This window comes from Propioniciclava coleopterorum (assembly GCF_011393335.1).
Taxonomy (GTDB): domain Bacteria; phylum Actinomycetota; class Actinomycetes; order Propionibacteriales; family Propionibacteriaceae; genus Propioniciclava; species Propioniciclava coleopterorum.
On sequence record NZ_CP049865.1, the window covers coordinates 752,046 to 766,179 of the forward strand.

Below are 14,134 nucleotides of genomic sequence, written 5' to 3' on the forward strand. Positions count from 1 at the left end.
CCCGGGCCCGCGGCGGACACTCCACGCAGGTTGAATCCCCCGGCGTGTCCGGAGGCTCAACTGTGTGTGAGCTCAGCCGGTGGCTGGGCGTGTAGACGAGCGTAGAACGCGTTCTCGAGTTCTGCTGGTGGGATGTCGCCGCAGTACTCATACAGCCGTCGGTGGTTGAACCAGTCGATCCATTCGGCGGTGGCGTACTCGACATCATCCAGGGTCCGCCACGGCGCCCGGCGTTTGATCAGTTCGGTCTTGTACAAGCCGTTGATCGTCTCGGCCAGCGCGTTGTCATACGACGAACCGATGGCCCCGACCGAGGGCTGGATCCCGGCAGCGGCGAGCCGTTCGCTATAGCGGACGGCGCTGTACTGGGAGCCCCGGTCGTGATGCGCGATCACCGAGGCCAACTCGTGTCCGTCGCGTTGCCGGGTCCAGATGGCCTGCTCGACCGCGTCGAGGACGAGTTGGGTGGTCATGGTGGCCGAGCAGCGCCAGCCCAGGATCCGGCGGGCGTAGGCATCGGTGACGAACGCGACATACGCCCAGCCGGCCCACGTCGACACATACGTGATGTCGGCCACCCAAAGCCTGTTGGGCTCCAGCGGGGCGAAGTTCCGTTTCACCAGATCACCGGGACGAACGGCTGCCGGATCCGCGATCGTGGTGCGTTTCACCTTGCCACGCACCACCCCCGTCAGCCCGGCCGCGCGCATCAGCCGCTCGATCGTGCAGCGGGCCACGCTGATCCCTTCCCGGTTCAGCTGCAGCCACACCTTCCGGGCCCCGTACACGCCGTAATGAGCGGCATGCACCCGATGCACCTCCACCAACAAGGCCTGGTCGCGTTCTTGCCGACGCGTGGGAAGCTTGTCCTTCCACTCATAAAAAGTCGATGGGGCGATCGGCAGGCCATGCTCGGTCAGCACAGCACAGATCGGCTCAACACCCCATCGCAGCCCGCCAGGCTCCTGGCGGTCGGCGTGCTCGCGGATGAAGTCCACGATCACAGCCCTGGCCGGTCGAGCTCGGCCGCGAAGAAAGCCGAGGCCGCCTTCAAGATCGCGTTCGCCCGACGCAACTCGGCGTTCTCACGCTTGAGCCGCTTCAACTCGGCCGACTCCTCCGACGTGACCCCCGGCCGGGCACCCTGGTCGACCTCGGCCTGACGCACCCACTTCCGCAACGTTTCCGGCGTGGCCACCCCAGCAGGCCGGCCACCTTGGCCATCGCCGCCCAATCCGTCGGATGATCCGGCCGGACCTCGGCGTACATGCGCACCGCCCGCTGCTTCAACTCAAGCGGATACCTCTTCGATGTGTTCCCTGGCATGACTCCAAACCTTCCCTTCCCAAGGTTCGGAGCCCCCGGACACGCCGGGGGATTCAGGTGACGACACGGGCCCCTCGGTGATAGTCCGCCACCGTCCCCGCGCCGATCGCCACCCCGCAGCGCGCGCAGACGCCGGCGTACCTCAGCCTCATCCGCTTGATCAGTTCCGGCGTCCGCTCGTCTGCCATCGCCTCGCCCCCTCCGTCCCCCACAGCGAAAAGCTGCCACAGCGAGAGCGCTGATTCGCTGAGTCCACAGTTTTCCGCCGCGAGGATGGGGCAGGCTAGGCGCGAGCAAACCTCGCCACGGAGAGACGGAGACCGCGTGAGCGCCAAGAAACACATCACTGTCGTCGGAGCAGTCATCACTGAGCGCGGGCGCATCTACTGCACACGACGCGGCCCAGGACAGTTGGAGGGCATGTGGGAGTTTCCGGGGGAAAGATCGAGGCAGGCGAGACTGACGGGCAGGCCCTCATGCGCGAGATCCGCGAAGAACTCGGCTGCGTCGTGGCGGTCGATGAGCAGATCACGTCGACAACCCACGAGTACGACTTCGCGGTGGTCTCGTTGACGACCTACCTCTGCCGCCTGGTGGAAGGGACGCCTCGGCTCACCGAGCACACAGAGGCGCGGTGGCTTGCTCCCGAGGAACTGCAGTCGGTCACCTGGGCGCCGGCAGACGTCCCAGCGGTCAAGATCCTCGCGGGGCAGGACTTCCGTGCGCGTTGACTTCCAGTGGAGCGATCCCCTCGCGCTTGACGTCCGGTTCGGGTACCTCGATGAACGGGTCGGGGCCCCTCGCCAGCACCAACCACAGGTCGTCTTGAATGGACCCAACGAGTCCGTCCTCCGCGTCCTCCGGCACGAGTTGGGCACCTGTGAGACGTTCCTGTTCTCGGTCGCTTTCGTCACACCCCGTGCGATTGCCCTGCTCAAACAGGAACTCGTGGAGTTCGCCGGAACCGGCACCATCGTCACGTCTGACTACCTGGGCTTCAACTCTCCCTCCGCCTTCAGTGAACTGCTGAACCTCCGCAACCTGGGGATCGACGTCCGGATCCACACTGCCGACGCGTTCCATCCCAAGGGCTACATCTTCGGCCACCCTGGCCACGTCACGGCCCTCGTGGGAAGTTCCAACCTCACCGAGAACGCCCTGGTGACGAATCATGAATGGAACCTGCGCGTGACCGCGGCCCGAGGCAGCGATCTGTCCAACCAGTTGCTGCTACTGGAGCAGCGCCAACGCAGTGAGTCCGCCAGGCTCACCCGGGAGTGGATCGCCAGGTACGAGTCGGAGTACGCCCCACCGCCGCCACGTCGACGTCCTGAGCCTCACGCTCCCATCGAATCCCGGCAGCCCCGCCCGGCCATCGAACCCAACCAGATGCAGCGCGAGGCACTGGGCACCATCCAGGCTGTGCGTACCTCCGGCGAGCGCCGAGCGCTGGTGATCTCAGCAACGGGCACGGGGAAAACGATGCTGTCTGCCCTTGATGTCAGGGCGGCCGCACCCAAGCGCCTCTTGTTCCTAGTGCACCGCGAGCAGATCATCGATCGCACCATCCAGGAGTACCAACGCGTCATCGATGCCCCAGCCGGCCACTTCGGCAAACTGACTGGCTCTGCCAAGCAATGGTCCGCCCAATTTCTCTTTGCCACGGTTCAGACGATGTCCCGTCCGGATGTCCTCACACGCTTCGACCCTGACGCCTTTGACTACGTCATCGTGGACGAGGCACACCGGGCCGCCAGTCCGACGTACCGACTCGTCCTCGAGTACCTGCGCCCGGCCTTCCTCCTGGGCATGACTGCTACCCCAGAGCGAACGGACAGCCACAACGTCTTTGAGTTGTTCGACTTCAACGTGCCCTACGAGATTCGGCTCAACAGAGCGCTTGAAGAAGACATGCTCACGCCCTTCCACTACTACGGGATCGCGGACGTCACGCTCGCCGACGGCCGCACCCTCACGGACAAGGATGACCTCACCGTCATGATCTCGCCCGAGCGCGTGACGCACCTGATTCACTCGCTGGAGGTCTACGGGCAGGCAAGCATCCCTCCACGAGGCCTTATCTTCTGCTCGCGCAAGGACGAGGCCCACGCCTTGTCTCGGGCACTCAATCAGCGCACTCTGCGAGGGGTCCCACTGCGCACGATGGCGCTCACGGGGGACGATCCCGTCTCGACACGTGAGGGGGCGGTCGCCCGCCTCGAGCGCGGAGAACTGGACTACCTGCTCACCGTCGACGTCTTCAACGAGGGCGTGGACATTCCCACGATCAACCAGATCATCATGCTTCGTCAGACCCAGTCCTCGATCGTGTTCGTCCAGCAACTCGGGCGAGGCCTCCGTAAGGCAGTGAGCAAGGACTACGTCGTCGTCCTCGATTTCATCGGCAACTACACGAACAACTTCCTGATCCCCATCGCGCTGTTCGGCGACGAGTCTTTGAACAAGGAGTCGCTGAAGCAGCATCTCATCGCCGCCGAGGAGGCGGGCGTGCTGCCAGGTCTCGCCAGCATCCGCTTCGATCGCATCTCTCAGCAACGCGTCCTTCAGTCGATCGCCAGCGCCAAACTCGACAGCCTGACAAACCTCAAGAAGGCAGTTGAGACACTGCGGAACCGGCTCGGAGCCCTCCCCCGGCTCATGGACTTTCTACGGTTTGACTCGGTCGATCCCGTTCTCCTTGCGACGAGGCTCGGAAGCTATCCCGCGCTCCTCGAAAGACTCTTTCGCATCTCCTGCGGCCTGACAGGCCAAGAAATGAAGTTCCTCGAACTCGTCTCGTGCGAAGTGTTCACGGCGAAACGGCCCCATGAGTTCATCGCGTTGCGTGCGTTGCTACGGACGGGGGGCCTGACCTTGGATCAACTGACGCAAGCCTTCGCGGATGAAGGGCTCGCCCCTTCGAGAGCTCAAGCCATGAGTGCGATCTCGTCGCTCACCCTGGAGGAGCACTCCGAGGTGGACCAGAAGCGTTTCTGGCGGCCGATGGCTGGGTATGACTCCTCGGGCCTCATCACACTTGATCGCGGCGCCCTGGCTTCTTACCGGTCGTCGACTGCTTTCCGCTCCTGCATTGACGATCTGATCGAGACAGGATCAGCCATCGCTGACCGTCGCTACGCCGGAGGCACCCCATTCGTGGCTGGGTGGCAGTACTCCCGCAAGGAGGTGACGAGGCTGCTGTGCTGGCCCCGCAAGTGGACGTCAACCCTGTACGGCTACCGGGTCGACCGCCGCAGTGGACAGTGCGCCATCTTCGTGACGCTCCACAAGTCAGAGGACGTCTCCGCGAGCACCGCGTATGAGGACAGCCTCCTCGATACCTCCACCATGTTGTGGTACACCCGGAGTCGGCGGACGCTCGCCAGCGATGAAGTCAAGGCCATCGTCGCGAACGACGTAGCCCTCCACGTGTTCGTCAAGAAGGACGACGCCGAGGGAACTGACTTCTACTACCTGGGACGGGCCGAGGCTCGTGACGCCGAACAGACCACGATGATGGGTCAGTCGGCGCCGCTCGACGTCGTGCGCATGCACCTTCACTTCGCCGAGCCGATCCAGTCCGCCCTCTTCGACTACTTCCACCCGATGCTGACGGAGTAGCGGCCCGCGTCGCGCACCTCTGCTGCAGTGTCGGCCCGCGCGGTCAGAAGTCGTCGACCTCGCCGGCGAAGACGGCGTGCTCGGCGACGTCCCCGATGTAGCCGATCGCCAGGATCATCGTCTCCAGGTCCCGGAGGGTGAGCCCGCGGGCGGGCATGGTGGTCGTGATGCAGTGATACGGCGGCAGCCTCACGTGGCCGAAACTCTTGAAATCCCAGAGCACCCGCCCGATCGTCCGGGCGATCTCGTCGTCCTCGTCGCTGTCGTCGAACAACGCCTTCTCCTGCCAGGCGACACGGGTGACCAACTGGATCCTGTCCGGCAGTCGGAGCGCCGCGCCGGTGCGACGGATGATGGGGCCGCCCTTCGGAGTCCCGTACACCTCGACGTACTGGGTGCGGCCGTCCCTGAGCCCCTCGTCCACCTCGACGACCACCATCGCGTCGTCGCGGAACACGATGCTCTGCCACGTGGGGGACGCCTCGACCGCGTCGAGCAACTCCGAGACCTTCATGGTTCCTCCCCCGGGACGACGATCTGGGCAGCACGCTACTGATGGGCGGGGCGGGGCGCGCGGCTTCCCCGGGAATCGCAGCCCTGAGATAGGGCGCGCCCACGCTCGCCGACCGACGGCGAGCCCAACCCCACCCGATCTGCTCCCAGGCGCGGCCCCAGAACGCGGGCCGCCACGGCGTCCACCGGCCCCCACTCCGGGCGATCGAGCCCCGAGGGGGCCCAGGATCGACCCTTGCCACAGCGTCTACAACGTTGTAACAATATGCGGGAGAGCTCTTCGGACGATGACCTGTCCGCCGTCCACCCAGGACGCCCCGCTGAAGTTCAGTCGCACTCGAAGGAGAGTCGCCGTGACTCGACGCCCACTCGCCCGCTCCTCGCTCGCCACCCTGCTCGCCTGCGGGCTCCTCGCCGCCGGGGGCGCCTCGCCCGCCCTCGCCGACCCGGGCGACGCGCCCGGCACCTTCCACAACTACGTCGGCCAGGACCAGGTGGACGCCTTCTCCGACCCGACGATCATCCGCGGCCAGGACGGCTACTGGTACATGTACGCCAGCCAGACGGTGATGCGGAAGGACAACACCTCCGGATCGCACGTGATGCCGATGATGCGCTCGAGCGACCTGGTCGACTGGACCTACATCGGCGACGTCTTCACCGCCGCCAACGCGCCGACCTGGTGGCCGTTCGAGGGCAGCCTGTTCTGGGCGCCCGACATCCGCTACATCAACGGCACCTACTACCTGTACTACTCGTTCAACCGGCCCGGTAAGGACCAGGCGATCGGCCTGGCGACCTCCGACTCGCCGGCCGGGCCGTGGACCGACATCGGCCACCCGGTGGTGAACATCAACGACGGCACCAACGAGATCGACTCCTCGCTCTACATCGGTGAAGACGGCACCAAGTACCTCTACTACGGCTCGTTCGGCAACGGCGGCATCAAGGTGGTCCGGCTCAACGCCGAGGGCACCGCGTCCGTCGGCACCCCGCAGCGCGTCGTCGCCCCAGCCGCGGCGAGGCGCCGTACCTGGTCGAGCGCGACGGCTGGTACTACCTGTTCTACTCCGGCCTCGGCTGCTGCGACGGCGCCCAGGGCGCCTACCAGGTGTTCGCCGGACGCTCCCGCAGCCCGATGGGTCCCTTCCTCGACCGCGAGGGCGTCGACCTCAACGCGCTGCATCCGGGCGGGACGCTCGTGCTCTCCACCAACGGCAACCGCTGGGTCTCGATCGGGCACAGCGCCAACTTCACCGACGCCTCGGGCCAGACCTGGATGATCAACAACGGCCTGGACCGCACGACGCCCGAGTGGGGCGGCCGCCCCACGATGATGGACCGCCTCGACTGGATCGACGGCTGGCCCACCGTGCGCGAGGGCCACTGGCAGTCCGACGAGGTCGTCCCGGCGCCGAAACTGCCGCAGGTCGGCTCGACCGGCGACACGGCGTCCCCGCAGGGCTTCGTCAAGGACGGTTCGGGCACCTGGACCCGGCGCACCGAGAAGCAGGCGGGCGGCTACTACGCCTCGCAGTCGCAGTCGCCCAACCCGCTGTTCCTGCTCACCCAAGACGCCGTGGCCGCGGACATCCGCGCCGAGGCCGACGTCCGGCTCGTCGGCGCCGCGGCCCCCGGGCGCGAGGGCCGCGCCGGCCTGACGCTGGCCTACCGCGACCGCAACAACCACGTCACCGCCTGGCTGGACGCCGCCGCGCGCGCCCTGGTCGTGGAGACCACCCGCAACGGCCGGGTCACCGCCCGCGAGCACGCCGACCTGTACGCGGGCTTCGACTTTGCCTCCTGGAAGCGGATCAGCGCCGAGGTGCGCGACGGCGAGGCCACCGTCAGCGTCAGCGACGCCGACCTGGGCAACCCGCTGGGCACGGTCACCCTCGACGTGCCCGACGGCCTCCCGGCGCGCGCCGGCGTCGCCTCGACCCGCGGCGCGGGCGAGGTCGACAACCTGTCCGTGGCGAAGCTGTACACCCCGCACACCGACGCCAAGCCCGCGCCGAAGCCGGGCGAACTGCTGGCCGACCACTCCGACGAGTTCGCCTCCGCCACCCTCGACGACGCCTGGTCCTGGTACCAGAATCCCGACGGACGCCTCGAGAACGGCTCCTACGTCTGGCCGACCCAGAACGCCGACTTCCGCGGCGTCCCGACCATGGCATCGGCGATGCTGCGCGACGCCCCGCAGGGCGACTACATCGTCGAGACCAAGCTGCACCTGCCCACCACCGCGGGCCCGAACAACAGCGCCCAGGCCGGCCTGATCGCGTTCGCCGACCCCGAACACCTGCTGCGGCTCTCGCCGGTGCGCACGGGCAACTCCCGCCAGGTGCTGCTGTAGATCGGGCGCGACGCCAACGCGTGGCCCGAGATGCAGGGCGGCCCCAGCGCCGACACCCTGTGGCTGCGGCTGCGGCACACCACCGAACCGACGACCGGCGAGCACCTCTACCAGATGGCGACCAGCCGGGACGGCCGGAACTGGTGGTGGGGCGGCGTGTGGCACCTGCCCGCGGGGCAGAGCCCGCAGATCGGCCTGCAGTCCATGGGCGGCACCGGCCTCACGGCGACGTTCGAGTACTTCCGCGTGTACGCGGACGCCTCGGAGGGCTGAGCCGTGGACGTCTCCCGTCGCACCGTGCTGATCGGGGCCGGCGCGCTCGCCGCGCTGGCCACCGTGGAGGGGATCCCGGCGTTCGCGGCGCCCCCGCCGCTGCTTCCGGACGAGGACGGCTCGCTGCTGTGGCTGCGCTACGCCCAGGTGCAGCAGCCGGGACGCCTCAAGGAGTACCGGGAGATCCTGCGCCACCTCGTGGTCCAGGGCACCGAGCCGCCGCTGCAGCGCGCGGCCGAGGAGCTGCGCGCCGCCCTGCCGAGCCTGGTCGGGCAACCGCTCGGCGACGGCCCGGTGGACGCCGCGGGCGTCGTCCTGGTCGGCACCACGGCCAGCCCCGACGTCGCCCGGGCGCTGGGGGCGCACGCGTCCCGGCTCACCGACGAGGGCTACGCCATCGTCTCCGAGGGACAGGGCGCGCACACCCGGCGCATCACCGTGGCCGGACGCACGGCCGCCGGGGCGCTGCGGGGCGCCTTCGCGCTGCTGCGGCTGATCCAGACCGAGCAGCGCCTGATGAAGCTGGCGATCGTCTCCAACCCGGCGGTCGAACTCCGGATGGCGAACCACTGGGACAACCTCGACGGCAGCGTCGAACGCGGCTACGCGGGGGCGTCCATCTTCGGGTTCGCGAACTTGCCGACGCTGACCGCGCGGCACCGCAACTACGCGCGCATGCTCGCCTCCACGGGCATGAACGCCACGGTGATCAACAACGTCAACGCCTCCCCCACGTTCCTCACCACCGACTTCCTCACCCGCGTGGTCCCGCTGGCCGAACTGCTGCGCGGCTACGGCGTCCGGCTGTGGCTCTCGGCCAACTTCGCCTCCCCCATGGTGCTGACGAAGGGGACGGCGAACCCGATCCCGACGGCCGACCCCGCCGACCCGCGCGTCCAGCAGTGGTGGCGCGACAAGGCGTCCGAGGTCTACCGGCTGATCCCCGACTTCGGCGGCTTCCTGGTCAAGGCCGACTCCGAGGGCCAGCCCGGCCCGGAGGCCTACGGCCGCACCCAGGCCGAGGGCGCCAACGTGATCGCCCACGCGCTGGCGCCGCACGGCGGCCGGGTGGTGTGGCGCTCCTTCACGCACTCCTCGTTCTCCGACTGGGCCGAGTACCAGTACCGGATCTTCGCGCCCCTCAACGGGCAGTTCGCCGACAACGCCGTGCTGCAGACCAAGTACGGCCCGATCGACTTCCAGATCCGCGAGCCCGTGCACCCGCTGTTCGGGGCGCTGGACCGCACCCACCAGATGCTCGAACTCCAGCTCACGCAGGAGTACACCGGCCACAACGTCCACGCCGTGTTCCTGGCGCCGATGTGGCGCACGGTGCTCGACTTCCCCACGCGCGGGCCCGGCGCGCCCCCGACCGTGGCCGACATCGTGGCCGGACGCGCGCTGCCCGGCCCCGCCGGGATCGCCGGCGTGATGAACATCGGCGACGACGCCGACTGGACCGGCTACCAGTTCGGCGCGGCGAACACCTTCGCCTACGGGCGGCTGTGCTGGCAGCCGGACGCCGACCCCGCCGCGCTGGCGCGGGAGTGGGCGCAGATGACGTTCCGGCCCGCCCGCGGCGAGTTCGTCGACGCGGTCGTCGACATCCTGATGCGCTCCTACGGCGCCTACGAGGACGTCACCTCGCCGCTGGGCATCGGCTACTTCACCGACCCGGCGGGCAGCCACTTCGACCCGGCCCCCGCGACGACGAACACCCAGTCGCACTTCAGCACGGCGACCCGCACGGGCTTCGACCGCACCGTCGCCACCGGAACCGGCTTCACCGGGCTGTACCCCCCGCCGTGGAAGGACGTCTACGAGGACCTGTCCACCTGCCCCGACGCGCTGCTCCTGTTCATGCACCAGGTGCCGTACACGCACCGGCTGCACTCGGGTGAGACGGTGATCGAGCACATCTACGACACCCACTTCGACGGCCTGGAGGCGGCCCGCTCGTTCGCCGCGACCTGGGCCGGGCTCGCCCACGGCGTGGACGCCGCCCGGCACGCGGACATCGGGGCGAGCTTCGACGCGCAGGTCGACCACGCCCGGCTGTGGCGCGACACCGTCGTGGCGTTCTACTTCTCGCTCTCGCGGATCCTGTCCGAGGACCGCTCCTGGTTCCAGGTGGGCGCCGGCACCGACCTGCTGCTCGGCGGCTGGCCCAACCGGTTCGAGGTGACGATCACCAACGCCACCGCCCAGGACCACGAGGCCGCGGTCGGGCTCAGTGCGCCCGCGGGCTGGCAGGTCGGCACGACCACGGTCGGCGTCGCCTCCACCGAGGACGCCGTCGCGCGCATCCCGGTCACTCCCCCGCTGACCGCCGCGGTCGCCGAAGTGTCGGTGACCGTCGGCGGGATCGCCGACGCCCCCGTGCTGGGTGCCGCCCAGCGCGTCTACGTCGCCCCCGCCGGGCAGCGCTGCTTCCTGGCGCTGGACGGCGGCACGGCGTCCAGCCCGCTGCTGCCCGGCTACACCCGGCTGTCGGAGGCGTCGGTGTGGTCGGAGGAGGCGGGCTTCGGCTGGGTGGGCTCCCGGCCCTCCTCGCGCGACCGCACCGGCAACCTGCTCGTCCGCGACTTCGTGGGCCACCCCGAGCCGCGCACGCTGCGGTTCAAGGCCCCCGCCGGCCGCCACACCGTCCACCTGCTGGTGGGCGACATGGGCCCGGACGCCGAGGCCACCCACTTCAGCATCGACGGCGCCGAGGTCGCCGCGACGCCGTGGCAGCGGGGCGGATCCGCGCGCTGGACCAGCTTCGATCTGGACGGCGGCGCGACCGGCCGGACGGTCGACATGCGGATGACCAGCGAGGGCGGCTGGTGGCGCCTGAACGCGCTCGCCATCCCGAACCCGGACGCCCCGCTCCCCGACCTCGTGGTGGCCGGCGCGAGCACCGCGCCTGTTTGGTGGGCCGGGACGCCGACGCCCGTCCTGGTCGACCTCACCAACCCCGGCACGCAGGACCGCACCGTGACCGTCTCGGCCGCCGTGCCCCAGGGCTGGACGTCCGCCCCCGTCACCGTGACGGTGCCGGCCGGCAGCGGCGTCACCGCCGAACTGCCCGTCACCCCGCCGGCCGCGCCGACCCTGGGGCGCCTCACGCTGACCGTCGCCCGCGCCGACGGGTCCGTGGTCGAGACCGGCCGCGCGCTCAGCGTCGTCACGACGATCGCCCCGGACGCCGCCGCGCTCGCCCTGGACGCCGGCACCGACGCCAGCGCACTGCTGGACGGCTACACCCGGCTGGGCCCGGGCGACGCCTGGGATCCGGCGAAGGGATTCGGCTGGGTCGGAGCGGTGCCGCAGTCGCGCGACCGCGGGGGCAACGTCCTGACCGGCGACTTCGTCCTGGGACGCCAGCAGCCGTACGTGCTGCGGGTGGCGGTCCCGCCCGGCGTGCACCGGACCTGGGTGCTGACCGGCGACGGCGGCGCGCCCGCGGGCATCACGACGATCAGCGAGGGCGGCCGCGAGCTGGCCCGCAGCGGCTCGGGCGAACTGCCGGGCGGGAACTTCGTCTGGTTCGGCTTCGACCTCGACGGCGGCGCCGCCGGCCGGACGGCCGACCTCACCCTCACCGGCTCCCTGCGGGACGGCTACTGGCGGGTCAACGCCCTCACACTGTCCCGCTGACCGCTCCGAGTCCGGGGGGCACAGTGCCCGCCCGCGGCGCCCCACTCGCCGGGCGCCGCAGGGCGGGCGCCGCGGTGGCGGGAGTTCGTGGCCGAGGAACCGGACCCCGGACCGCGGGCCCACCCGGGTGCGGCCCGATCCGGGTCCCCGGCCGCCCCGCGCTACCCGGCCACCATCTCGAAGGCGACCAGCCCGGCGCCGGCGCGGTTGGTGATCCAGGGCCCGGCGCCGAGGTGCGCCACGTACGCCACGGCGTCCCCGGGCGACACGGCGACGGAGGTCGTCAGGACCAGCCGGTCGGGCGCGACGCGCCGCACGGAGGTGACCACGGGCTCGCCGCCGACCCGGAAGTCCCGCTCGGCGCCGGCGTCCACCTGGAGCGGGCCGCGGTCGGCGAGCCGGACCGTGAGCTCGCGCTCGCCGCTCACCCGCACCTCGAGGGGCCGCGGGGGCGTCGCGCCGTCGGGCGGCCCGACCCGGTACACGTCGGCGCGCACGGCCTCCCAGGCCAGGTCGCCGAGGCGCTGGTAGCCGTCGACGAAGTCCCAGTGGCAGCCCACCGCGGCGTCCAGGCTGTTCTGGCTGAACAGCGAGACGCCGAGGTCGGCGGCGAGGCGGCGCTGCTCCTCGCGCAGCGCGATCGTCTCGCTGTTCCCGCACGGTGAGTTCCGCACCTGCATGAGGTACAGCGGCGGCACGGCGCCGGCGTCCGACAGATCGGTGCGCAGCCCCGTGATGACGTTGGTGGCGCCCGCCCGGTGCACGGGGGCGTTGTCGTTGTCGCTCTCCCCGTGACTCCAGAAGATCGCGCTCACACGGTCGGCCAGGCCGCCGTCGCGCAGCCGGGACAGCAGGCGTCCGTAGTTGGTCTGCACGCTCGCCGGGTCGGCGGCGTCGCGGAGGAACCACGAGATCGGACGCCCACCGTGCGAGCCCTGGACGACCGCCACGGGGACGCCGCGCTCGGCCATGATCCGGTGCGCCAGCTGCATGCCCCACTGCCCGACGGCGCCGGAGATCATGCCGGTGTCGGCGACGCCGGTGTACCAGGTGCGGTCGGCGGCGGAGACGTCCGGGTAGAGCCAGTTCGTGCCGAACGACCGGACGAACGGCGAGTCGAGCTGGTGCGCGGTGCGGCCCCAGCGGCGGGCCTCGGCGTTGGACTGGCCGTGCACGACGATGACGTCGCCGGCGACCACGTCCTCGATCGTGCGGATGACGCGGCGGCGGCCGGCCACCTCGGCCGTCAGGACCAGGTCGGTCTCCGTCAGGGCGGCCGGGATCCTCACCTCGGTGGCGAACCGGCCGGCGCTCAGCGGCAGCGCACGCCGCTCGGTCTCGCCGTCGCGGGTGACGTCGAGCCGGACGTCGCGCACGCCCGCGGCGACCGTGCCGGCGACGCGGGTGGTCACCCACGGCTGCCGGCGGGTGTCGCGGGGCAGGAGCTGCCGGGTGGCCGGCGCCTCGTCGAGGGTGACGGCCGCGCGGCGCCCGTACGTGGTGAGCGTGCGGCGCTGGTAGGCGCCCGCGTTGCCCGCGAAGGTCCAGTCGGGGTTGCCGGTCGGGTTGGCGCCGATGCCGACGTCGATGGCGGCGTCCCGGGTGGCCCATCGGTTCACGGCCAGGACGGGCGTCGCCGCGTCCGCGGTCACCTCGTGCACCTGGAAGGAGCCGAAGCTCACGTTGTTGGGGTTGTCGTCGGCGTCGTAGGCCGCGTCGGCGCTGTAGGCGTCCCCGACGTAGCGGCCGGGCAGCTGCCGCGTCGCCCGCGTCTCGTAGCCGTTGGGCCACATCTCCAGCCAGCCGCGGCCCTCGGTGACCGCGGCGACGCCGGCCACGTTGGAGCGCACGGTCAGCCCGCGCGCGTCCTCGCGGGTCAGGTCGCCGGTCCGCGTCGGGAGGGCGAGGTCGGAGGGCTTGCCGGTGGCCTCGAACGACGTCCAGACCCACTCGGTGCGCCCGTCACGCACCAGTTCCAGGCAGTAGCCGACGCGGTCGACCGGACCGAGCGCGGCGCGCTCGTCGACGGTCGCGGGCGGCGCCACGTCGCGCCAGCCCTGGCCCGCCACGGGCAGGTCGAGCGCGACCGCGCGGCCCATCCCCTCGGCGTCGGCCTGCGCGGCACAGCCGCCCGCCTCCCCCGCCACGACGGGCGGCACGCCGAGCACCAGGGCGCCGACGATCACCCCCGCGGACACTCGTCGTCCGTGCCGAACCATGGTCGCTCCTCACGTCGTGCGGGGCCGCGCAGCCGTGCGCGGCGAACTGGCGTCGATGAGCGAACCAGCGACATAACGGTTCGGCACACCCCATTGACAAGCCAGATCGTTGTGGGGATCATTTTTACAACGATGTACTTGCGGGCGCAAGGGTCGGGGGAATCCACCCGGCAGGGACCGATGA

The 14,134-nt window shown here is 70.3% G+C and carries 6 protein-coding genes and 2 pseudogenes; 5 read left to right on the forward strand and 3 right to left on the reverse strand.

The annotated features are described in order from the left end of the window. Positions 1-56: 56 nt before the first annotated feature. A pseudogene (locus G7070_RS03665) lies at positions 57-1,326 on the reverse strand (IS3 family transposase). 422 nt (positions 1,327-1,748) lie between these two features. Between G7070_RS03665 and G7070_RS03670 the strand changes: the two are divergent. Together G7070_RS03670 and G7070_RS03675 are read left to right on the forward strand one after the other, a co-directional pair. Next, positions 1,749-2,057 (forward strand): (deoxy)nucleoside triphosphate pyrophosphohydrolase, encoded by a 309-nt coding sequence (locus G7070_RS03670; RefSeq protein ID WP_246227286.1) that lies wholly within the window; start codon positions 1,749-1,751, stop codon positions 2,055-2,057. After that, the gene (locus G7070_RS03675; RefSeq protein WP_166232039.1) at positions 2,047-4,947 is read left to right on the forward strand and encodes a DUF3427 domain-containing protein; all 2,901 of its coding nucleotides are present in this window, start codon (positions 2,047-2,049) and stop codon (positions 4,945-4,947) included. The genes G7070_RS03670 and G7070_RS03675 overlap by 11 nt, the downstream gene beginning before the upstream one ends. Positions 4,948-4,990: 43 nt before the next feature. Here G7070_RS03675 and G7070_RS03680 read toward each other — a convergent pair whose 3' ends face one another. Beyond that, a complete protein-coding gene (locus tag G7070_RS03680) occupies positions 4,991-5,461 on the reverse strand; it encodes a hypothetical protein (RefSeq protein ID WP_166232041.1) in 471 nt (156 codons plus the stop codon). Between the two features lie 547 nt (positions 5,462-6,008). Between G7070_RS03680 and G7070_RS03685 the strand changes: the two are divergent. From G7070_RS03685 to G7070_RS03695, 3 genes and pseudogenes are all read left to right on the forward strand, one after another. After that, positions 6,009-7,816: pseudogene (locus G7070_RS03685) on the forward strand (family 43 glycosylhydrolase). A 30-nt stretch (positions 7,817-7,846) separates the two neighbouring features. Continuing rightward, positions 7,847-8,089 carry a DUF1349 domain-containing protein gene (locus G7070_RS03690; protein WP_166232043.1) on the forward strand — a complete coding sequence of 81 codons (243 nt, stop codon included), beginning with the start codon at positions 7,847-7,849 and terminating at the stop codon, positions 8,087-8,089. A gap of 3 nt (positions 8,090-8,092) precedes the next feature. Beyond that, positions 8,093-11,731 carry an alpha-glucuronidase family glycosyl hydrolase gene (locus G7070_RS03695; protein ID WP_206079930.1) on the forward strand — a complete coding sequence of 1,213 codons (3,639 nt, stop codon included), beginning with the start codon at positions 8,093-8,095 and terminating at the stop codon, positions 11,729-11,731. 161 nt (positions 11,732-11,892) lie between these two features. Here G7070_RS03695 and G7070_RS03700 read toward each other — a convergent pair whose 3' ends face one another. Further along, complete coding sequence (locus G7070_RS03700; protein WP_166232045.1) at positions 11,893-13,950, reverse strand: sialate O-acetylesterase; 2,058 nt, start codon at positions 13,948-13,950, stop codon at positions 11,893-11,895. Between the last annotated feature and the right edge of the window lie 184 nt (positions 13,951-14,134).